Genomic DNA, 20619 nt, shown 5'->3' on the forward strand with positions numbered 1-20619 from the left:
GCCATCCGGCGAGGGCATCGGTTCGGGTTCAACGGCAAAGCTTCTCGATGGTGTCCTCGAAGTCAGAGAATTCGCGCGCAGCCTGGGCGATGATCGCTGCGGCTGACGCACGGTGCTCCGGAGCAAATCGCTCCGCAACAGCAGCCAGGTCACGATTGACCTGCGGAGCCCAATCGGGCTCGGGCTTGTCCGAAGTGGCAGCCTCCCACGGGCCGAAGCCCTCAGCCAGAAGCCATAGGAAGGCACCCATATCGCTGGCGACGACTCCTGTCTCACCTTCGGAGCCTAGAAACACGACGGGCTGTTGTGCGAGCTCCCTGCCCGGCCGAACCAGCCAGAATGCCGCATAGCCGCCGGTGCCGTCCTGGCCGAAGACGCGGAAGCCGTCTCCGTTCACCTCAGCGTTTCCTGTCCAGGCGCGAAACCAGTCAGTGGTCTCGTCGGCAGACAGAAAGTACTCGTAGGGCTCGAAGTCGACCCCATCCTCGCCGATGCACTCAAGCCGGACTGCCATGGCGGCGGCGAGCGCAGCGGGAAACTCGCGATCTTCGGGCGCTGTCATGCGAAGAGAGTAGCGATCAGCTCAAACTGGGTGGCACTACCTCTTGTCCAGCCCAGCCGACACCCCAACTCGACGCACCCAGTCGCTGCCCTTCTCGATCCGCTCGGTTCACCACCACTGCCACGGAATCCTCAGCGCCGTACCCGATCACGCCCAACTACGCTTGGCCGGTATGACAAGCACTCCCCCTGTACCGAAGTCGCGCTTCCTCGTCCTGCACGACTACGGCATGGGCGGTACATGGTGGTGGGTCCATGCGCGATCGGCCAGGGAAGTCCTCGAGACGTTCGCGGAGGTCGAGGTGATCGACAGCCCGGAAGCCATCGAGCGGGCTGACGTGGACATCGACGAAGTCGATATCGACGCACCTGCCATGCCTCCGGGCCTGGACGGGTTGCGGGCCAAGCGCGACGCGCAGCGCGGCCGCCCCGGTTTCGGCGCGCTTGCGGACCGGAGCATCGTGCACCTCCGGCGCCGCTGGGACGGCGACGGCGATGGACCCGCGACCTACTTCATGGAGGTCGGCTCAGACGGCCGCAGGGTGCGCCAGGTCGAAGTCACCAACGACGGAGTTGCGCTGAAGAGCGGCCCCGACGATTGGCCGTTCAACCCGCCGGTCGTGGACCTCTTTGACCCGTACTGGGCGGACAAGGTGATCGACCCTGCTGCGTTCGAGGCAGCGTGGCTCCGAGCACGGCACGTCGACAGCGCTTGAGAGCGCAGTACCACGTGAGGCTGCAACCACTCGTGAATGCTGACGAGAACGAGTGGAACTCGTTGAGCGCCTGTCATACCCGGCCTATCCGAGCGTAGGCCGCTGATGAACCTGCGGCAGGCCCTCGGCGACGCGGGCTACCCGTAGCCGCGAGACCCGCGTCAGGACCTTGGTCAGGTGCTCGGGCTGCAGCCCGAGGTGTGGGTCGGGCTGAACGAGGAGTGTCGGTGTCCCCTTGGCAGTACGCTCCGCCGCCCAGGCGTGGTCGAGGTTGGTGAAGTCGTCGTCTATCCAAATGGCAGGAGCATCCCCCATCCAAGCGTCGACGTAATCCCGCTTCCACAGGTAGCCGTTGGGGTGGCTGGTGGCGATCTGCGGGCGCGGGAGGTCGACGTACGGCAGGTCTGGCAGACCGAGGAGGGGGCCGATGAGAGTGGCGGCGTCCTGCCGCCAGCTGGTGCACCAGACCGGAGTGAACAGCCCGGTGCGGATGACCTCCAGGAGCAGGCGGCCGTGCTCGGGGTTGAGCCAGACGGTGACCGGGTTGTCGGCGCTCCGGCCTTCGGGGACTACGTCGTGGCGAGTGTGGGTGGCCGGGGTCGAGCCGTCTGCGGCGGGGAAGGGTATGAGGACGCCATCGACATCGAGGAGCAGGTAGGACGAGCGCATCGGTTCCTCCAGCGGTCAGAGCTTGTGGGCGCGGATCAGCAGGGTGGCGGGCGAGCGGCCCATACGGAGGTCGTGGAATTCCTGTGCGGAGGTGAGGTGGAAGCCGGTCCGGCTGAGGTGCCGCTCCCAGCGGTCGGCGTCGAACTCCCAGCGGGTGATGGGGAGACGGGTGCGGTCGGGCAGGGTGACGAAGTCGCGGCGAGGCCGGTCGTCGCCGGAAGCGCCGCGGCCACCGCGCTGCGGGTGCGGAACGGAGAAGGCGAGCACCCGACCGGACTTGAGGCGTTGAGCGATGGCTGCCAGCAGGAACTCGGGAGCAACGAGCCCCACCGCGCCGAAGACGGAGTAGATCGCGTCGAACTGCTCGTCGGAGGCGTGCAGATAGTGCAGAGCGTGCCCGGCGACGAAACCGAGGTTGTTCAGTCGGCCGTAATGGGAGCGGGCGCGGCGGACCTGGAGGCCGACGAAGTCGACGCCGGTGACGTGAGCACCGTGGCGCGCGGCGAGGTGGGCGACGTTGTGGCCAGGGCCGCAGCCGAGTTCCAGGAGTCGCTTGCCGCGCAGGTCGGGGCCGAGGATCTCGGCGGCGGGGCCTTGGCCGGGTCTCGTGGTCCATTCCATCCGGGCGGGCACGGCCAAGGGTTCGGCGAGCCCGGCGGCGGTGCGTTGGATGGCGTGGGCGTGCCACGGCGAGGTCTGGGCGAGCACGTCAGATCTCCAGGAGGTGGAGCACGTCGGTGAGGTGGCGGCGGACGACCTTGATGTAGCCGGGGTCGGTGGCCGGGTCGTTGATCCAGCGAACCGACTGCTCCATGAACCACTCGACGGCCCACATGCGGTGCCAGCCCAGCGCCCAGTTCTCGGCGGTCAGCCCGCCCCGCGAGGCGAGAGCGTCCGGGGTGCCGTCGGCAACGACGTACTGCTCCAGGAAGACGCGCAGCCGCAGGGGATGCGGGGGCTCGATGGTCCCGTGCCAGCTGGCGAGGTCGAGCAGGCCGGGGCCGGTAAAGGCGCGGGCGAAGTCGAGCAGCCGCCACCCGCGCTCGCCGACATGCAGGCTGGTGGGGTGGAACTCCGAGTGCACCCATCCGAAGGGCGCCAGCGTCGCTCCGGCCGAGCGAGCTTCCGCGGCCTGCGCGATCCGGTCGAGCGCCTTCTCGACATCGTCGGCGTCCTGCCACCGGTCGGCCTTGCGCAGCCGTTCGAGATGCTCCAGCGCTCGGACGGGCAGCGTACGTAGCCGCTCCCGGTCGAGGACCGGCAGGGCGGAAGCCGTACGGGTGCTGTGCAGGACCACAGCCGCGGCGACGCCGTCGAGGTCATCGGCATCGCGGGCAGACGGCCCGAGGTCTTCCATGAGCATGCCGAGCCAGCCGTCGAGAACGGCGGAGGTGTGGAGCTGGGGCACGGGGACGCCAAGGGTGCGGGCCAGGCGAAGGGCCTGGTCCTCGCTGTCGAAGGGCTTCTTGGCGTACTTGAAGATGGCCGTGGAGCCGTCGGGGAAGGTAACGCGCTCGACGCCGGACATGGACCACACCCGTACCTCTTCCCGTCGGGAGGTGGTCTGGCCGGTCGCGGTGAGCAGGTTGTCGAGGAGTTCAGCGCTGGGGTTCGGGGTCATGTGCGGGCTCCGGGGGATGGTGGCGTCCGGGGCGGGCGAGGGAGGCCGGCCCGCCCCGGAGCCTGATCGGGTGGGTTACGCGGCGGGGTTCACGCGGTGGGCGTAGACCTGCTCGATCCAGCCCGCCTTGAACGCGGCGAGGTCGTCACGGAACCTGGCCATCGAGGCACCGTAGGGCGCGACCACTCCCCCGGACTGGTCCGGCACGGACTGGCAGCCGTGCACGAGCCGGCCGCCGAGGGCGGCGTGGGCCTTGATCGACTCGATCCGGCGGTGCTCGTTGAACCAGCCACCGTGGTAGACCTCGTCGAGCATCCCGCCCATCTCGTCGTCCAGGTCGAAGACGACGGAGGTGGCGGCCGGGAAGAACCAGCACGGGCCGACATTGGAGATGTGCCCGTCCAGCTCGACCTTGTTGAGCGCCATCAGCGTGGCCGCCTCACGGAGCATCCGCAGGTGGTCGGCGGTGATCTGCGGGAGACCGAGGCCGGCGAGGTGCTCGTCGCGGAACAGGTAGGCGTACACCTCGTACGCGGTGGCCAGGACGCGGGCCGCGTCGGAGGTGGACTCGCCGTGGTGCTTGGTGAAGTCGAGCGCGAGCTGCTCGACGGCGCTCTCGGTCGTCTCGTTCACGTCCAGGAGCTGGGTCTTGACCAGCTCCCAGTCGGCGACGAGCCAGGTGTTCGACTCGAAGCGGAAGAAGTACTCGGCCGGGTCGATGGTGATGCGTCGGCCGTCGACCTGGATGCCAGGCAGGCGGCTCCAGCGCTGGTCGAACGCCTCGGGCAGCTCGACCGTGATGGCCGTGGTGTCGATGGTGGTCACCGTGTCTCCGTCTCTGATCGGCCGGGGTCGGGCACAGCTATGCCCGAGCCCGGTGTGGACGTACGGAACTTCGGAGTGCCGCCCGGACCAAGGGGGAGCCTGGATTACGGTCACGCCGTTCCGGGCGGCTGCTGATAAGTGAACCGGTGGTCACGCTCAGTGGGTACGGTGATGGGCAGCTGAAGCGGTATACGCGGTTTACAGCTCCAGGTTGGAGATGGTCATGGCGGTGCAGGGAGTTGCCAACGCCCGTCTGCGGGATGCCATCCACGCGGCCGGATGCACCTACGAGGCGCTCGCGAGAGACGTGCGTCGCGTTGCCGCCGAGAACGGCGAGATGCTCCAGACCAACAAGTCGGCCGTCTCACACTGGGTGAACGGCACCCGCGCCCCGTCAGGGCAGGTGGGTCAGTACCTGGCCGAGGCGCTGTCCCGCCGAGTGGGACGCACGATCACCCGGACCGAGATCGGTCTGCATGCCGGTGACGCCGAAGAGCCGGCGGAGGCCGATCCCGTCCTCGCGGTCACCGACCTGGGCCGCGCCGACGTCGAACGCCGCCGCTTCCTCGCGATCGCAGCCTTCACCACCGCCGGCGTCGCAATGCCGCTCAGCCACGACCACGAGGCCACAGCCCGCATGCTCCGCGCCCGGACCGGCATGTCCCTGGTCGGCGCGGAGGACGTGGATGTCGTACGCCAGATCACCACCGCCTTCAGCGCCGCTGACGAGCGCCTCGGCGGCGGACACGGCCTGACCACCGTCTGCGCGTACCTCGCCGACACCGCCGCCCCCATGCTTCGCGGGCGCTTCCCCAGCGAAGTCTTACGCCGGGCCGCCTTCGGAGCTGTCGCCGAGCTCGCCTACCTGGCCGGGTGGAAACACCACGACCTCGGCCAGGAAGGTGCCGCCCAGCGCTACTACCAGGTCGGCTACCAACTCGCCTGCGAAGCCGACCCCCACGGCCACGCCGCCTGGATGATGCGCGCCCTCGCCCATCAATCCCTCAGCCTCAAGCAACCCCACCACTGCGTGGACCTCGTCAAAGGAGCCCTCACCCGCGGCCTCGGCCACGTAGACGGCCAGACGGAAGCGCTCCTCCACATCACGCACGCCCGCGCCTACGCAGCCGTCGGCGAGAACCCATTGGCCGCTCGTGCTCTCCTCGCCGCCGAAGACGCACTCCTGCGCGAAGACGGGCCCCAGCCCAGCTTCTCCCGCGTCAGCGGCCCAGCAGCCGGCACCGTGTCCAGCCACACCGCCCGCACCCTGACCGACCTCGCCGACCACATCGGCACGGAACAGCAGCACCGCGACGCCCTCACCCGCTGGGACCCGGAGAAGTACAAGCGCGTCCACGCACTCACCCACGCCGACCTCGGCGACAGTCTCGCCGCTCAGGCCCGCGCCGACGAAGCAGTCGCCGCCTGGACCCAGGCCCTGCTCCTCATGGAGGGCATGACCTCCGACCGCACCCGCAAGGCGATCACCTCGATCCGCTCCACGCTCGCTGTATACCAGCGCCGCCGCGTCCCAGGTGCAGCAGATCTCGCCCGCCGAGCCCGCGAGGCCCTCGCCTAACATGCCCAACAACCCGCCCGACGAAGGGAACCCCGTGGCCCAGCAGACCGACAAACGCCCCCCGGCCCTCAAGCCGGCACTCGACTCCATGACCCTGCTGGTCGCGGCCGTCATCGTCCACGACAAGGCCACCAACCGCGTCGTCCTCCTCCAGCGCAGCGAGAACGCCAAGTTCGCCCAGGGGATGTGGGACCTGCCCGTCGGCAAGAGCGAGTCCGGCGAGCCGATCACCGAGACCGCCGCGCGTGAGCTGTTCGAAGAGACGGGCCTAACCGTGAAACCGGAGGCACTGAAGGTCGCCCACATCATCCACGGCGCCTGGGGCGTCGAAGCCCCCAACGGCTTCCTCACTGTCGTCTTCGCCGCCCACGACTGGACGGGCGAACCCGAAAACCGCGAACCCCGCAAGCACTCCCAGGTTCGCTGGGTCGACGCCGACGCCATCCCCGCGGAATTCGTAGAGACCACCGCCAGCGCCCTCGACCGCTACCTCGGAGGCGGGCCGCAAGTCTCCCTGAGCGGCTGGGGCTAGGCAACAACATAGCGTCCCGACACACCCGCGAGTGCCGGGACGTCGTCGCGTCCGAACTCAACGGCCGGCCACGCAAACGGTCGGATGGGAACCCCAGCCGAGCGCCTGCATCGACTCTTCGTGGCGAAGAAGCACATCGGACGCGTGCCCGAGGACCAACTTCACCTGCTTGACGCTCCCTGGCTGGGAGTTGAGCCAGTCACCGGACCCACTGTTCAGACCCGCCACGAGTCCGACTGACCGATCTCGAGCAGAAGCCCCTCCGACCCGTTGAAAGACATGAATCACAGCCACACGCGGTGGATTTCCCTTACCCTCGATTGCAGCCATTGACGATCGAGAACTCAATGTGGTGATGACGGGGGCGTCATGGAAGTGACTGTGCACGCGGAGGGTCCGGACCCTGCCGAGGAGCTGCGTTCTCTGCACGACTGGTTGAGAGACGTCGAGGAGTTGCGGGGGCGAGTCGACCGCCAGGAGAGCCCGCCTCGGCCGGGCATGCTGGGGCCCTTGCTGGATGCGCTGTCCGTTGCTCTCGGCCCCGCCGGCGCCGCCACCGCCCTGGCTACCGCCGTCATCGCTTGGCTGCGCACACGCCGTAGTGAGATACGCATCAAGGTGACCCTTCCAAACCGCCGTTCAGTGGAATTGACGGCCAAGGGCGTATCCGATCTCGACTCCACCGCACTGCGGCAGCAAGTAGCCGATGTCGCAGAGCTGTTGAGACCGGAGACAGAACAGCGAAGCGAGATCGAGCGCAACGACGCAAGATGACCGATCTCTCCGGCGAGGGTGCGCGGACGCTCCTGATCGCTACCTCTGCGCACCAGGATTCCGTCCTTCCCTCGGTGCCCTCAGTCGCCCGGAGCTACCACGACCTGCAAGCGGCCCTGATCGAACGGTGCGGGGTTCGTCCCGACCGGCTGACCGCGATCCTCGATCCGCCCGATGCGCAGACCATGGCCGCCGCCGTCACTGAGGCGGCGCAATTGGCCGACACCGTGTTACTGGTCTACTTCATCGGACACGGACTACTTGGCCCGGACAACGAGCTGTACCTGGCTGCGAGCAGCACCGATCGGCTCACTCCCGGTATGGCCGAGCACCAGGCGCTGTCCTTCTCCACACTGAAACAAGCCGTCGGCTCGAGTAGGGCGTCGTCCATCGTGGTCGTACTCGACTGCTGCTTCTCCGGGCGCGTGTCCCTGGATGCAGGCCCGTTCTCGCCGACGCTCTCCATAGGACCCGCGCACGGCATGCATCTCCTCGCGTCCGCGGAACAGCTGGCGCACGCACCGGAGGACGCCGCACACACCGCCTTCACCGGGGCGTTCATCGACCTCATGACACAGGGAGACCCCCGCGGACCTCACACGCTGACCCTGGACACGGCGTACGAAGCGGTGTTCCGGAAGCTGCGGGCCCAGCAACACCCCCTGCCCCGTCGGCAGGTCGGGGACCGCTCCGGACAACTGGTCATCGCTCCGAACCCCGCGTTTCCGGCCCACGCGTCAACGCCCAGTACACCGACGCCCGAGGCTCCGGAGCCCGGCCGCTGCCCGTACCCGGGTCTGGACGCGTACGGGGTGGACGACGCCCATGTCTTCTTCGGGCGGAAGCAGATGACCGACCGCGTTCTGGCCGCGGCACGGGCGTCCGACGACAACCCCGGACCGCTGATCCTGGTCGGTGCGTCCGGCTCGGGAAAGACCTCCCTGCTCAACGCTGGTCTGCTCGCACGGCTGCGCGAGAACGACCTGCCCGCGTCGGCCCGCTGGCCCTGCCTGCACCTGACGCCCGGTCCAAGCCCGTTCCGGAATCTGGCTAGGCAGCTCAACGGCTCGGCAGCCGCTCTCGTCGACGTTCTCCGCGACGACCCAGACCGCGCCGCCGACTTCGTCGACCACCTGCTCACGGATCGGCCTGAACAGCGGCTGGTCCTGCTGGTCGACCAGCTGGAGGAACTGTTCACCCTCTGCCCGGACCCGTCGGAACAGACCGCCTTCCTCCGGGCAGTGACTGCCATGGCCCGGCCGCCGACGGACGACGGCCCGCCCAGAGCCCTGGTGATCCTCGCCCTGCGGGCAGACTTCTACGCCCAGGCCGCCGCACATCCCGAACTTCTAGCCGTCCTGGGCGAGGCCCAGCTGTTGGTCGAGCCGATGACCGCCGAGGAAATGTGTGACGCGATCGAGAAGCCGGCCGCCGCCGCGGGCCTGACGCTCGACGACAAGCTCGCGGACCTCATCCTGCACGAGTTGGGAGCGTCGGCCGACAGGCAGTCCCCAGTCGGGGCGCTGCCGCTACTGTCCCACGTGCTGCGGGCGACCTGGCAGGAGGACGGCGGGACACGGCTCACGGTCTCCGGATACCTTGCGGCGGGCGGCATCAGAGGAGCCATCGCGCAGACCGCCGAGCGCGTGTACACAGAAGAGCTCGACGATGACGGGCGGATCGCCCTCCGGACCATGCTGCTCCGGCTTGTCCGCGTGGGCCAGGACGCCGCCGACACGGCCCAGCCCGTCAGGCGTTCCGCCCTCCTGTCCGGCCTGCCCAAGCCGGAAGCCGCGCAGAGGGCGATCCAAGCTCTCGTCAAGGCCCGCCTGATCACACTTGACCACGACACCGCGAGGATCAGTCATGAAGCGCTGCTCCGCGCCTGGCCCCGGCTACGGGAATGGGTCGACACGGATCGCGCTTGGCTGCGCGACCGCCGGCAACTCGCCGACGACGCGGCGGCCTGGGAACAGGCCGGCCGTGACTCCTCCCGGCTGTACCGGGGAAACCGTCTGGCCGTGGTGCGCGAGCGCGCCGCCCGAGCTCCCGGCGTGGCGGTTCTCGAGCCCGAGCTCGCCGAATTCCTGGACGCCTCCTGGCGGCAGGAACGCCGGGGCACCCGTCGGCTCCGGATCGCTTTGGCGATCTTCATCGCCCTGGCCGTACTGGCCTCGGCGGGCCTGGTCGGTGTCGCCGTCTTCCAGCGGCAGGCCGAGCAGGCCCACCAGCGTGACCTCGCCCGGTATCTCGCCGCTGAGACCGAGAACCTGCGTGACCTCCAGCCTGGTCTGGCCAAGCAGCTCAGCCTGCTCTCGTACGAGATCGATCGCGAGGCCGGCCGCGGCGCGATGCTCAACAGCCAACGCACTCCGGGAGTGATCAACGGCGACGAGCCCGCCCACGACATCCAGTACAGCGCGAACAGGCGGGTGCTCGCCATCGCCACCGGCGGCTCGATCACACTGCTCGCCGGTGGCGAAACCGGGCACATCAGCGGGGTGTTGGCCGGTCCCCTCACGCTCAACGGGGACGGCACCCTGCTCATCGCCGCCACGTACGACAACGGTCAGTCGCCCTCGGCGACGGTACGGCTCTGGGACATCGCGGATCTGGGACACCCTCGACAGATCGCAGCACTGCAGGTGAAGCCCACCATCACTGCTGTGGCGCTCAGCGCAGACGGCAAGACCCTGTTCGCGGGTGCGTCCACCGGCGAGATCCTGCGCTGGGGCATCGACGGCCGAGCCGCACCGGCAGCGTTGCCCTCGCTCAAGGCACACTCCGCACGCGTCGACTCCCTGGCCGTCTCGTCCCGGCGTGATCTGCTCGCCAGCATGAGCCTGGACGGGCGGATCCAGCTGTGGAACGTGGCCGACGCCACTCGCCCCGAACGCGTCGGCAGCCTCCGCGGACAGGCGTACGAGGACTACTCGCTCGATCACCTGCGGCCGCTGCACCGAGTGGCCTTCGACCACTCGGGACGGCTGTTGGCGGCACCATTGCAGAAGAACACATCTGAGTTCGAGCTGGCCTTGTGGACCCTCGACAACCCAGGCACCCCTCGACGTGTTGGACAGACCGATGAGAACCCTGCCATTCCGTCCAACTCCTGTCTGGACCAGCTGACTTCTGTGACGTTCAGTCCAACGAACCCGCACATCGCCGGGACGTGCGGCAGTAAATGGCACGTGTGGGCGTACGACACCTCCGCCAGTCCGGGAACGGTCTTGGGAGGAGCCTCATTCAGAGGCCAGGACGTGGAGTCGGGAATGGTCCTCTTCGATCCGGGCAACGCCCGCCGGCTGCTCCAAGCCACCACCACAGGGATCCATGTCTGGGATCTCTCCAACGCCGCCCAGCCAGGGGCGAGGGCGTACCTGCCGTTGGTGCCGGGAACCGCCTCCAAGCTGGCCTACACGCAGGCAGGAAAAAGGCGACTCATCGCGTACCAAGGTCCAGGCTGGAACTACCTGTGGAACGTCAGCAATCTGAAAGATCCCGATCTGCTCACCTCGAATCTGGCCCCGGACATGCTCACGGCCAACGGCATCGCGCTCAGTCCCGACGGCGGCACCCTCGCCACCGTCGAACGCTTCAAGAAGAACAAGAACGACAAGGACGAGTACGTAGGCGTACGGCTGCGCAACACGTCCACCCCGGACGGCCCGCCCCTGGCCACCATCGAAGAAGAGCTGACGAACGGCGTGCAGACCTTGCTCTTCAGCCCCACTGCGCCCGTTCTGGTCGTATCCGACTTCAACGGCGTTGTAGCCGCCAATCGCGAGAAACCGACGATCCGGATCTTCGACATCTCGGATCCTCGCCACCCGCGACAGATTTCCAGGATCGACACGGAGTCCTTCAGGCTTACCTTCTCCCCGGACGGTCGCACGCTCGTCATCAGCGAGTCTCCCGCGAAACAGACGAAGAAACCTCGCCCGGTTTCGGGCCCTCGGCTGCACGGCTGGGATCTCACCGATCCCGCACACCCGGCCAAGCTGTGGACACGGCAACTGCCCGCGAGCACCCGTACCCCCGACGTGGTGTTCCGACCCGACGGCGCTCTACTCGCGGTCTCCGAGGGCAACGGAAACCTGCTGCTGTGGCGCGTCGAGCGACAAAGGCTCATCGGCCGTCCGGTCAGCGTAGCCGTGAGCACCGACGGCATCGATAAGCTGGCCTTCAGCCCCGACGGCACTCACCTCGCGCTGATCGCAACCCTGGAGTACTTACACCGTCCCGAAATCTGGGACCTGAGCGATCCAGGCTCTCCCGCGCGGCAGTCCTATCTGCCGGGAACCGATTCCGGCGGCTTGTACGCGCTCAGGTACAGCCCGGACGGCGAGACTCTGGCTGTCGTGCGTGCCTTTGCCGGCGTCGATCTGTGGGATACCGATCCGGAACGCATCGTCAAGAACCTCTGCAACGCGGTGGGGGATCCCATCACCCGGGAGCAGTGGAAGCGGTACCTACCGGACCGCCCCTACCGGCCGCCCTGCCACTGACCGCGGGTGCTCGACCGGCCGAGCGGCGCTTGCTGGTGCCGAGGTGCACCATGACCAGCCCTTGCTTGGTTTGTTCGGACCTGCCGTGGGCCAGCTCTTCCCGGACTGCGCGCCGCCCTACAGTCCGCACACAGTCCGCAGGACACCCGATCAGGACCGTCGCACCCCATCGCCAACAAACGAGAAATGGCCAGGTCAGCGACCTGCGGCACCCGTCACCGCAGGTCACCGACCCGCCCCATTACTAGGAGACCAAGAAGGCCTGATCCTGATGGGATCGGCGGACCCGGCCCGTACTGGCCGGTGACGTCGCCCATCCGACCGCACCCGGTCCGCCGGTCGCCGATTTCGGTGGCCCGGCGGGCCGGGTGCGGCGCTTTGGGAACCGGCGCGCTTGGATCCCCCGGCGTCGGGCTCCGGTACGGGGCGGCGAACTCGGCGGTGGTGGACGGCTGGCCTGCGACTCCTAGGCGGCATGGACGATGGTGTTCCCACTCGGCGGACGGATTCTCGTCAAAGTATCAATCCCCGGGTTTCGTCCGGACGTTGGTCATGCGGCGGTCCGCGTGGAAGATGACGCCGCCCACCTGACCGCCCTGGTCGCGACCGCCATCCACAGAGCGGCGCTGACCAGCGCGGCATCGCGCCGCGTGCCTATCGTGTAGCCCAGCGCCCGGCGGGAGAAGGCGTCGTGAACGGATGCGAGGTGGAGCGTGCCCTCGCCGGTATCGATCTCCGTCATGTCGCCCCACCACAGCACGTCGGGCACGATCGCATCGAACTTGCGTCGCACCAGGTCAGGCGCGGCCTTCCGGTTGCCGGGACGCGTTGGCCAACGGCGTCGGCGAGACGGCTTGCGGCCCTGTAGCCGACAGGGGGGCCTCGACCCGGTGTGACGCAGGTGGTCGATCAGCTGCTCGGCCTCGTCCAGGGGCGGCCGACATCAGGGGGCAAGGGCCAAGGGCGAGCTGCTCGGTCACGCCGGCTACTTGATCAGGGCGTTCGCGATGATGATCATTAGGCCGATCAACATGTCCATGCCCCCCGCCCTGCAAGCAGGCAGCCATCCGTACCCGGCGGTGCGGGCGGCCCTGGTGCCCCAGCTGAACAAGGCAACGGTGTTGAACAGCAGGGCCGCGTCCACAGCCGTGGCCTCTGTCCACCACCCGGCTACCGCGGCGAGAAGCATCCCTACCGTGGGCAGGACAGCGGCGACCAGTGGCCACTCGGCAAGCACCAACCGCAGCCTGTTCGCGGCGGCTGCCCCCTCGCCGGACGCACGCTGGGCGATGACGTGCGAGTACCCATGGGCGGCGGCCGACGCCAGTGCAGTAAGCAGTACCCACAGCGCGTCCGGACCGGGATTGGCTTTCTCTCCCGCCGCGTCCAGCGCGGCCACCATGGCGCTGGCCAGCACCAGCCCGTAGATGCCGCTGAACAGAGACGGCTTCGGGGGCAAGTACCGCAAGATCCGCCGTGGCGCGATGTTCTCGGGGGGAACATGGGCGGCGTGGTCGGACATCGCATCGCCTCGGTACGGAAATGGTAGAGGTCTGGTGGTCAGCACATGTTCGCCCGCATGGTATCGGAGAACACGACGCCACGCGGGCTCGTATGGCTGATGCCCCCAAAGGGGCGGAACGCCGGTGGCAGGTGGTCGCACCGTCACGGGCGAGCCGCCCTTGACGGCGAGGATGCAGGACACCGAGGCGCCGCTTCCGCCGCCTCCTCCTGCGCCGCTGAGCGGCCCGCCGCCGTTGCCGACGCCACACCACGCCGAGCACACCGAGCACACCGGCCGAAGCCGACGGCCCTGCCCCGCGTCGCCGGGAGCCGGCCGCCCCGCCCCGCGTCGCGTCGCCGGAGTCAGCCGCCTGTCCTCCGCGTCATACCTGAGAGCCACCCCGCAGGTGCCCCCTCCAGCGGGACGCCGACTACCGTCCCCCGTCCATAACTTCTGTACCGGAAGCACCCGATGCCCCGGTACGGAAGGACCTCGCCCCATGCCCGACCGCCCGCGCAGACCCCGCCTGCGCCGCGCCCTGCTGGCCGCCCTCGTCACCTTCGCGGTGGCCGTGCCGGTGTCCGGAGCAGCCCGGCCCGCCGCCGTGCCCGCCCCCGCGCCGACCGCTCACGGGCCGCTGCGGGACGCGAGCCCGGCGGCGCTGGAGGAGCGGTACGCGGTGAGCCGGCGGGACATCCGGGCGGCCGGGCGCATGGCGGCGGGGCACGGGGACCTCAAGCGGGCGGCCTCCCTGCGGGCGATGGCCGCGCCGGGGCGGCAGTTCCTCGCCTTCGACGGGCGCGACGGCGGCCGGAGCACGGAGGTCGTCGGGGAGCTGGCCACGGCCCGGCGGATCGCGGTGCTGGTGCCCGGGGCGGGCGTCGGCCTGGACGCGTACTGGCGGCTGCGCCGTGATGCCAGGGCACTGCACCGGGAGTTGGGCGAGGCCGCGGCCGTCGTCGCCTGGCTCGGCTACCGCTCGCCCGCCACCGTCAGCCCGGCCGCCCTGACCACCGGGCGGGCCGACGCGGCCGCCCCGGGGCTGCGCGCGCTCGCGGACGGGCTGCGCGCGGTACGGCCCGCCGTCCGGATCAGCCTGCTCTGCCACTCCTACGGCTCGGTGATCTGCGCCCGGTCCGCGCCGGGGACCGCCGCCGACGCCCTCGTTCTCTACGGCAGCCCCGGGGTCGGCGCCCCGAATGCCGCCTCGCTGCGCACCGGCGCGCGGGTGTGGGCGGGCCGGAGCGACGGGGACTGGATCGCCCGGGTGCCCCATGTGCGGGTGCGGGTGCCGTTCGTCGCGACGGTCGGCTTCGGGGGCGATCCGGTGGCGGACGGCTTCGGGGCCGAGGTGTTCGACGCGGGCGACGGCGGCCACAGCGACTATCTGCGGCCCGGTTCGCGTTCCTTGACGAACCTGGCCCGGATCGCGGCGGGCGCCGAACCGCTGGGGGCCTCCCGTGACTAGTCTCGTCGCACGGATCGAGGCCGCCACCCCGCCCGGCCGCGACCGGGCGGTCGACGCCCTGCGGGCCCTGGCGATCCTCGGCGTCGTGGGCGGGCACTGGCTGGTGACCGCGCTGGTCACCGACAGCGGCACGGTACGCGGGGCGAGCCCACTGACGTACCTGCCCCAACTGACTCCGGTCTCCTGGGTGTTCCAGACCCTCGCGGTGTTCTTCCTGGTGGGCGGGCAGATGGCGGCCGGGAGTTGGGCCTCGGCCCGCAAGCGGGGCGTGCCGTACGGGCAGTGGGTGGGCGGCCGGCTGGCGCGGCTGTTCCGGCCGGTGGCGGCGGTGCTCGTGGTGTGGACGCTCGCGGCGGCCGCGATGCTGGTGGCCGGAGTGGGCGAGCCGACGGTCCGCGCGCTGGCCAAGCTGGTCTGGTCCCCGCTGTGGTTCCTGCTGGTCTTCGCCGCGCTGACCGCACTGACCCCGCTGGTCGCCCGGCTGCATCCGCTGTGGCCGCTCGTGGTGGTGCTGCACGTCGACCTCGTACGCCTGGGGATCGGCGGTCCGCGGGAACTGGGGTGGATCAACGTGGTCGCGGGCTGGCTGGTGCCCTACTGCCTGGGGGCGCTGGTGGCCCGGGGCGGGGTGCGCGGCCGGACGGGCCGCTGGGCGCTGCTGCTCGGTGGGGCAGCGGCGGCCGTCGCGCTCGTGCTGTGGGCCGGGTATCCGGCCGCCATGGTCGGCGTTCCGGGCGGCCGGATCTCCAACCTGGACCCGCCGAGCCTGGCCGCCGTGGCGTTCGGACTGGCGCAGTGCGGGGCGGCGCTGCTGCTGCTCGGGCCCCTGCGCCGGGCGCTGCGCAGGCCTGCGGTCTGGGCGGTGGTGGCGGTGGTGAACCTGTCGGCGATGACCCTCTTCCTGTGGCATCAGACCGCGATGATCGTCGTGACGGCGAGCGCGCTGCTGGTCACCGGTGGCCCGCTGCCGGGGCTGCACACCGTGCCCGACGGTCCCGGCTGGGTGCTCGCCCGGTTGCTCTGGCTGCCGGTGTTCGCGCTGGCCCTGCTGGTGTGCCGGTCCGCGTTCCGGGGTTACGAGCAGGGCGGGCGGCGCGGCTCCGGGGGCTCCGTCGTCGTACGGGAGTCCGCCCCCGGAGGGAAGCGGAAGGTGCGTCGTGCTTAGTCTGAGGGCGAGTGGAGCCGAGGGGGCGGTGGGGGCGGTGACGTCATCGAGGGCGGTGCGCCTGCGGGCTGCGGTGCGCCGGGCGCCGCGCGCCCTGTACGAGGAGTTGTGGGCTGCGCCCGCCGACCGGGTGCCGCGCATGGGAGAGCCCGGATCGCCGGTGTGGCGGCCGGTGTTCCTGGTGCTTCTGGTGATCATCGCGATCGGCTTCACGGTGGTCCGTACCGTCGAACTCACCCCGCACGGAGCCGCGGTCAGCGGCTTGGCGGTGCTGGTGGCCGTCGCACAGTCCGCGGCGCTGGTGGCCGGAATGATCCGTCCGGTGGGTGCCTGGTGGGCGGCGACGGCGCTGGCGATCGTGGCGGTGCTGGTCACCGTGGCCGCCGCTCCCCCGGACCACCTGTACCCGTGGCTCAAGGGTCTCCCCGTGAGTCCCGAGGCCCTGTATCCCGCCCCCTTCGCAGGAGCGGCGCTGCAGGGCGGCGCCCTGTTCCTGCTGGCGCTGCGGGTCCGGCCCCGCCGGGCGGTGGCGGCGCTGGGTCTCTCGCTGGCGGCGGCGCTGTTCGTCGCCCTGCGCACGCCGCCGCTGCCGCATGTGACCCCGGCCGCGGCCGCGCTCGTGTTCACCACCGCCCTGGTCCTCGGCGCCGCGCTCCGCAGCCTGCGCCTGGCCCGTAAGGACCTCGTCGTCCAGGCCGGGCTGACCGCCGAGGAGCGGGCCCGGCGCACCCTGCTGGAGGAGCGCAACCGGATCGCCCGGGAACTGCACGACGTGGTCGCCCATCACATGTCGGTGATCTCCATCCAGGCACAGGTCGCCCCGCACCTGGTCGAGCACCCCACCGATGAGCTGCGGGAGAATCTCATCGGCATCCGCCAGAACGCCCTCGAAGCCCTCGCCGAGCTGCGCCGGGTGCTGGGCGTCCTGCGCTCGGAGGACGCGCCCGCGCAGAGTGCGCGGCACGCCCCGCAGCCCGGTCTCGACCGGCTCGACGAGCTGGTCGCCACCGTGCGCTCCGCCGGTCTCGCCGTCACCGTCGCCACCACCGGCGAACCCCGCCCGCTGTCGCCGGGCGTCGAGCTGTCGGCGTACCGCATCGTGCAGGAGGCGCTGAGCAACGTGATGCGGCACGCGCCCGGTACGAGCGCCGAGGTGACGGTCGGCCACCGGTCCGCCGGGGTGACCGTCCGGGTCGTCAACACCCCGCCGGACCGCCCGCCCTCCCCCTCCCCCTCCCCCGGCGCCCGCCACGGCCTCCTCGGGATGCGCGAGCGCACCACGACGCTCGGCGGTGAACTCGCCACCGGCCCCACCCCCGACGGCGGCTGGGAGGTCACCGCGATCCTGCCCGCCACCGTCCCCGCCCCCACGACCGCCGCCACCGAGGACGCCCCATGACACCGCCCATCCGCGCCGTGATCGCCGACGACCAGATGATGGTCCGCCAGGGCTTCACGGTCCTGCTGAACGCCGAGCCGGACATCGAGGTCGTCGGGCAGGCCGTCAACGGGCTCGACGCGGTCGCCAAGGTCGCCGAACTCGCCCCGGACGTCGTCCTGATGGACATCCGGATGCCGGAGCTGGGCGGCATCGAGGCGACCCGGCGGATCACCTCCCCCGAGGGCTCGAAGGTCAAGGTGCTCGTACTGACCACCTTCGATCTCGACGAGTACGTCTACGAGGCGCTGCGCGCGGGTGCGTCCGGCTTTCTGCTGAAGGACGCATCCGCCGACGAACTCGCCCACGCCGTAAGGGTGGTGGCGGCGGGCGACGCGCTGCTCTCGCCGAACATCACCAAGCGGCTCATCGCGGAGTTCTCCCGGACGGCCGGGGCTCCGCGCCCGCCGCTCAAGGAGCGGATCGGCGATCTGACGGAGCGCGAGACGGAGGTGCTGACACTGATCGCGGGAGGCCTGTCGAACGCGGAGATCTCCCGGCAGCTCATCGTGGCGGAGCAGACGACGAAGACCCATGTGAGCCGGATCCTGGTCAAGTTGGGCGTCCGCGACCGGACCCAGGCGGCGGTGTTCGCGTACGAGTCGGGGCTGGTGCGCCCGGCGGGGATCTGACCACGCCGGGAGCCATCCCCGGAGGTCCATCCCCGGGACCCGTCCCTCGGGGGCCCATCCTCGGGACCCCAGGACCCGGCCCCAGGACCCCGGGACCTCCCCGGCGGGCCGCCGAACCCCGTTCCGTAGGATCTCACCGTGACAACGGGGAACGGGGCAGAAACAGAGAGCGGCCGAGCGGTGGCCGCCGCGCACGAAGCGCACGGAGCGTACGGAGGGCACGGGCCGGATCCGTCGCCGTACGCGCGAACAGCGCCACACCCACCGGCGTATCCGCCACGCCCACCGGCGTACCCGCCGCCCTCGCCGCCCACGGAGATCGAGCACGCGCTGTCCGCAGCCGTCGCGGGTGGAGACGCCGACGCGGTCGTGGAGTTGCTCGCGCGGACCCGGCTGTACGTGCTCGTCGCCCGGCTGCACGCGGACATCCCCGGCTGGACGGCCCCCCTGCCCGCGATCCGCGACGAGGTCTCCGGGCGGACCTGCGTCCCGGTCCTGACCCAGGGGATGCTCCCGCCCTGGCACCCGGAATGGGTCTTCCGCGAGGTGAGCATCGGCGGGCTGGCCCGGATCTGGCCGTACGACGTGCGCCGGCTCGCGGTGAACCACGGCACCCCGTACGCGGCGACGGTCGACGCCCGGCCCAAGCGTCTGAAGGCCTGGCTGAAGGCCGACGAGCGCTCCGGCGGGGCCCAGCGGGGTGTCCTGCTCACGGACAGCGGCGGGCCGCTGCACGGGCCGCTCGCCCACGGGCTGGCGCTCGGCACGCATCTCGCCGTCACCAACGGCCTGATCTGGAACCGGCTCGGCACCGCCTACGAGAGCTACGCGGCCGACCGGGCCCGGCTGCGCAGTCCGTGGGGCATCCCGCACCGCGCCGAGTACCGCGACCGCCTCGCGTCGCTGATGAAGAACCAGCTGGTCGGGCGCGTCCACGAAGCCGTCCTGCGCACCCGGCACACCCTGGCGAACCGGCTGGGGCACACTCCGACACGCGAGGAGTGGTCCGAGGCGGTGGCCCGTACCTTCGCCGCGCGCGACGCCGACGACCGGGCGGCGGCCAACCGGGCTCTGCATGACATCACCCGGTACGAGGAGAAGTTCCGGGCCGACGGCGCACTCGCCCCGGACGGCCGCGTCGACACCCTGGCCGCCTTCGACCTCGGCCGGGCGGTCAACGTCGTACGGCTCGCGCTCGGCGCCCGGTACAGCGACCCGCACGAGGCCGAGCAGGACGTCCTGCGGCTCGGCGAACTCGCCCGGGGGGCCTACTCCTCATGGGCGGACTTCTCCCTCGGCTACCTCATGGCCCGGCTGGTCCACCGGGCCGAGGACGACGGCCCGGAGGCGGCGGAGCCCACGTACCGGCAGTCGCTCACCGAGCACCGCATCCTGATCCAGGATCCCACCAGCCCCTACCGGAACATCGCGTGGTCATGAACCCGATCCACCCGAACCACCCCCCGGCTCCCCCGGCTCCCTGGGTCCCGCCGTCCGAGACCGAGCAGCTCCTCCACGAGGCGGCACTGCGCGGCGACACACGGGCCCAACTGGCGGCGCTGGCGGGGGCCGAGCTGTACATCCCGGCCCCGCGTGCCGAGGCGGACGCGAAGCCGGACACCATCACCTGGCGCGCGCACCACGACCCGGCCGGCTTCGTCTGCCGGCCGGTGCTCACCCGGGGGATGCTGCCCGCATGGCATCCGGACTGGGTCTTCCACGGGGTCTCGCTGCGGTGGGCCGCCGAGTTCGGCTGGTCCGACCCGAACGTGTTCCTCGGGGTCAACGTGGGGACGCCCGGCCAGTTGCTGCTGCCCACCGCCCCGACGGACCTGGCGCTGTGGCAGCGCGCGTACGCGGAGAACGACCGTCTCCCGGAGAACCGGCTGCTCGCGCTGCGCCATGGTGCGCTGCGCGGGCCGCTGGCGTACGGGCTGGCCTGCGGGGCGCATCTGGCGATCGGGAACGCGGTGCCGTGGAACGAGGTCGGCACGGTCTACCGCGAGTACACCACCGAGCGTGATCTGCTCCGTACGTCCTGGGGCATCACCGGCCACGCGGAGTGGCGCAAGCAGCTGGACACCCTGCTGGAAGCCCGTAACAGCCCGCCGGAACCGGACTTCGTGCTGCGCACCCGCGACCAGCTGGCGTCCGCGCTGGGCGAGTCGCCCTCGGCCGACCTGTGGCGCGAGACCGCGGCGGGCCACGCCCAGGACCTGGGGGCGTCCCCCGGCTCGGTGAAGGGCATCGAGGAGCTGGTGCGCCGGATCATGCGCTACGAGGCCCGGTTCCGGGCGGACGGGCTGCTGCCGCCGGACGGCCGGGTGCACACGACGGTCGCGTACGACTACGGGCGGGCGGTGAACCTGGCGCGCTGGGGGCTGTCGGCGCGCTACTGCGCCCCCGCCGACGCGGAGCAGGCGATCGTCTACGCCGGGGCCCTGAGCAAGTCGGCCCACCGCTCCTGGGAGGAGTTCTCGGCGGGCTACTCGCTGGGGCGGGTGCTGCGGTTCGACGAGGAGGAGTACGGGCCGTTCTACGAGAACAACGTCCTCGCCCACCGTCTGCTGGCGGAGAGCGAGGGCAGCCCGTGGCGTCACATCCCGTGGCGGTGAGGCGGGGCCTCC

Annotated in this window: 18 protein-coding genes; 11 read left to right on the top strand and 7 right to left on the bottom strand. The window is 70.6% G+C overall.

The features are described 5' to 3' along the window. Window positions 1-28 precede the first annotated feature (28 nt). Window positions 29-562 carry an SMI1/KNR4 family protein gene (locus ACGF2Y_RS12475; RefSeq protein WP_392945664.1) on the bottom strand — a complete coding sequence of 178 codons (534 nt, stop codon included), beginning with the start codon at window positions 560-562 and terminating at the stop codon, window positions 29-31. 172 nt (window positions 563-734) lie between these two features. On the opposite strand from ACGF2Y_RS12475, the gene ACGF2Y_RS12480 reads away from it, so the two are divergent. Further along, a complete protein-coding gene (locus tag ACGF2Y_RS12480) occupies window positions 735-1277 on the top strand; it encodes a hypothetical protein (protein WP_392945666.1) in 543 nt (180 codons plus the stop codon). Window positions 1278-1361: 84 nt separating this feature from the next. Here ACGF2Y_RS12480 and ACGF2Y_RS12485 read toward each other — a convergent pair whose 3' ends face one another. The 4 genes from ACGF2Y_RS12485 to ACGF2Y_RS12500 all read right to left on the bottom strand — a co-directional run bounded on the left by ACGF2Y_RS12485 (window position 1362) and on the right by ACGF2Y_RS12500 (window position 4392). Beyond that, complete coding sequence (locus ACGF2Y_RS12485) at window positions 1362-1946, bottom strand: HAD domain-containing protein (RefSeq protein ID WP_392945668.1); 585 nt, start codon at window positions 1944-1946, stop codon at window positions 1362-1364. Between the two features lie 15 nt (window positions 1947-1961). Beyond that, entirely contained in the window at window positions 1962-2654 is a 693-nt protein-coding gene (locus ACGF2Y_RS12490; RefSeq protein WP_392945670.1) for a class I SAM-dependent methyltransferase, read from the bottom strand. A 1-nt stretch (window position 2655) separates the two neighbouring features. Next, the gene (locus tag ACGF2Y_RS12495; RefSeq protein WP_392945672.1) at window positions 2656-3567 is read right to left on the bottom strand and encodes a phosphotransferase family protein; all 912 of its coding nucleotides are present in this window, start codon (window positions 3565-3567) and stop codon (window positions 2656-2658) included. A gap of 75 nt (window positions 3568-3642) precedes the next feature. Beyond that, window positions 3643-4392 carry a hypothetical protein gene (locus tag ACGF2Y_RS12500; RefSeq protein ID WP_392945674.1) on the bottom strand — a complete coding sequence of 250 codons (750 nt, stop codon included), beginning with the start codon at window positions 4390-4392 and terminating at the stop codon, window positions 3643-3645. Between the two features lie 223 nt (window positions 4393-4615). On the opposite strand from ACGF2Y_RS12500, the gene ACGF2Y_RS12505 reads away from it, so the two are divergent. From ACGF2Y_RS12505 to ACGF2Y_RS12520, 4 genes are all read left to right on the top strand, one after another. Then, complete coding sequence (locus ACGF2Y_RS12505; RefSeq protein WP_392945676.1) at window positions 4616-5971, top strand: helix-turn-helix domain-containing protein; 1356 nt, start codon at window positions 4616-4618, stop codon at window positions 5969-5971. Window position 5972: 1 nt separating this feature from the next. Then, entirely contained in the window at window positions 5973-6503 is a 531-nt protein-coding gene (locus ACGF2Y_RS12510; RefSeq protein ID WP_392945678.1) for an NUDIX domain-containing protein, read from the top strand. Between the two features lie 369 nt (window positions 6504-6872). Beyond that, window positions 6873-7277, top strand: a complete 405-nt coding sequence (locus ACGF2Y_RS12515) for a hypothetical protein (protein WP_392945680.1) — start codon at window positions 6873-6875, stop codon at window positions 7275-7277. After that, a complete protein-coding gene (locus ACGF2Y_RS12520) occupies window positions 7274-11785 on the top strand; it encodes a hypothetical protein (protein ID WP_392945682.1) in 4512 nt (1503 codons plus the stop codon). Before ACGF2Y_RS12515 ends, ACGF2Y_RS12520 begins: the two co-directional genes overlap by 4 nt. 550 nt (window positions 11786-12335) lie before the next feature. On the opposite strand, the gene ACGF2Y_RS12525 is transcribed toward ACGF2Y_RS12520, so the two are convergent. Together ACGF2Y_RS12525 and ACGF2Y_RS12530 are read right to left on the bottom strand one after the other, a co-directional pair. Next, window positions 12336-12578: a DDE-type integrase/transposase/recombinase gene (locus tag ACGF2Y_RS12525; RefSeq protein WP_392945684.1), complete on the bottom strand. Its 243-nt coding sequence runs from the start codon at window positions 12576-12578 to the stop codon at window positions 12336-12338. A 192-nt stretch (window positions 12579-12770) separates the two neighbouring features. After that, a complete protein-coding gene (locus ACGF2Y_RS12530) occupies window positions 12771-13307 on the bottom strand; it encodes a hypothetical protein (protein WP_392945686.1) in 537 nt (178 codons plus the stop codon). 481 nt (window positions 13308-13788) lie between these two features. On the opposite strand from ACGF2Y_RS12530, the gene ACGF2Y_RS12535 reads away from it, so the two are divergent. The 6 genes from ACGF2Y_RS12535 (at window position 13789) to ACGF2Y_RS12560 (ending at window position 20607) form a co-directional block, all read left to right on the top strand. After that, window positions 13789-14757: an alpha/beta hydrolase gene (locus ACGF2Y_RS12535; protein WP_392945688.1), complete on the top strand. Its 969-nt coding sequence runs from the start codon at window positions 13789-13791 to the stop codon at window positions 14755-14757. Further along, window positions 14750-15922 (top strand): acyltransferase, encoded by a 1173-nt coding sequence (locus tag ACGF2Y_RS12540; RefSeq protein ID WP_392945689.1) that lies wholly within the window; start codon window positions 14750-14752, stop codon window positions 15920-15922. The genes ACGF2Y_RS12535 and ACGF2Y_RS12540 overlap by 8 nt, the downstream gene beginning before the upstream one ends. 28 nt (window positions 15923-15950) lie before the next feature. Continuing rightward, window positions 15951-17321: a sensor histidine kinase gene (locus ACGF2Y_RS12545; RefSeq protein ID WP_392945770.1), complete on the top strand. Its 1371-nt coding sequence runs from the start codon at window positions 15951-15953 to the stop codon at window positions 17319-17321. Further along, on the top strand, window positions 17318-17992 hold the full coding sequence (locus ACGF2Y_RS12550; RefSeq protein WP_392945691.1) for a response regulator: 675 nt from the start codon (window positions 17318-17320) through the stop codon (window positions 17990-17992). The genes ACGF2Y_RS12545 and ACGF2Y_RS12550 overlap by 4 nt, the downstream gene beginning before the upstream one ends. Before the next feature lie 318 nt (window positions 17993-18310). After that, entirely contained in the window at window positions 18311-19432 is a 1122-nt protein-coding gene (locus tag ACGF2Y_RS12555) for a DUF1266 domain-containing protein (protein ID WP_392945772.1), read from the top strand. Continuing rightward, window positions 19429-20607 carry a DUF1266 domain-containing protein gene (locus ACGF2Y_RS12560; protein WP_392945693.1) on the top strand — a complete coding sequence of 393 codons (1179 nt, stop codon included), beginning with the start codon at window positions 19429-19431 and terminating at the stop codon, window positions 20605-20607. Before ACGF2Y_RS12555 ends, ACGF2Y_RS12560 begins: the two co-directional genes overlap by 4 nt. Window positions 20608-20619: the final 12 nt, after the last annotated feature.

Source organism: Streptomyces sp. NPDC048142 (assembly GCF_043202835.1).
Classification (GTDB): domain Bacteria; phylum Actinomycetota; class Actinomycetes; order Streptomycetales; family Streptomycetaceae; genus Streptomyces.

What these genes read in the sequence shown, in the direction of transcription:
- ACGF2Y_RS12515 (WP_392945680.1), top strand. Translation starts at nt 6,873, where the DNA reads ATGGAAGTGACTGTGCACGCGGAGGGTCCGGACCCTGCCGAGGAGCTG.
- ACGF2Y_RS12535 (WP_392945688.1), top strand. Translation starts at nt 13,789, where the DNA reads ATGCCCGACCGCCCGCGCAGACCCCGCCTGCGCCGCGCCCTGCTGGCC.
- ACGF2Y_RS12485 (WP_392945668.1), bottom strand. Translation starts at nt 1,946, where the DNA reads ATGCGCTCGTCCTACCTGCTCCTCGATGTCGATGGCGTCCTCATACCC.
- ACGF2Y_RS12510 (WP_392945678.1), top strand. Translation starts at nt 5,973, where the DNA reads ATGCCCAACAACCCGCCCGACGAAGGGAACCCCGTGGCCCAGCAGACC.
- ACGF2Y_RS12480 (WP_392945666.1), top strand. Translation starts at nt 735, where the DNA reads ATGACAAGCACTCCCCCTGTACCGAAGTCGCGCTTCCTCGTCCTGCAC.
- ACGF2Y_RS12505 (WP_392945676.1), top strand. Translation starts at nt 4,616, where the DNA reads ATGGCGGTGCAGGGAGTTGCCAACGCCCGTCTGCGGGATGCCATCCAC.
- ACGF2Y_RS12520 (WP_392945682.1), top strand. Translation starts at nt 7,274, where the DNA reads ATGACCGATCTCTCCGGCGAGGGTGCGCGGACGCTCCTGATCGCTACC.
- ACGF2Y_RS12530 (WP_392945686.1), bottom strand. Translation starts at nt 13,307, where the DNA reads ATGTCCGACCACGCCGCCCATGTTCCCCCCGAGAACATCGCGCCACGG.
- ACGF2Y_RS12475 (WP_392945664.1), bottom strand. Translation starts at nt 562, where the DNA reads ATGACAGCGCCCGAAGATCGCGAGTTTCCCGCTGCGCTCGCCGCCGCC.
- ACGF2Y_RS12495 (WP_392945672.1), bottom strand. Translation starts at nt 3,567, where the DNA reads ATGACCCCGAACCCCAGCGCTGAACTCCTCGACAACCTGCTCACCGCG.
- ACGF2Y_RS12550 (WP_392945691.1), top strand. Translation starts at nt 17,318, where the DNA reads ATGACACCGCCCATCCGCGCCGTGATCGCCGACGACCAGATGATGGTC.
- ACGF2Y_RS12560 (WP_392945693.1), top strand. Translation starts at nt 19,429, where the DNA reads ATGAACCCGATCCACCCGAACCACCCCCCGGCTCCCCCGGCTCCCTGG.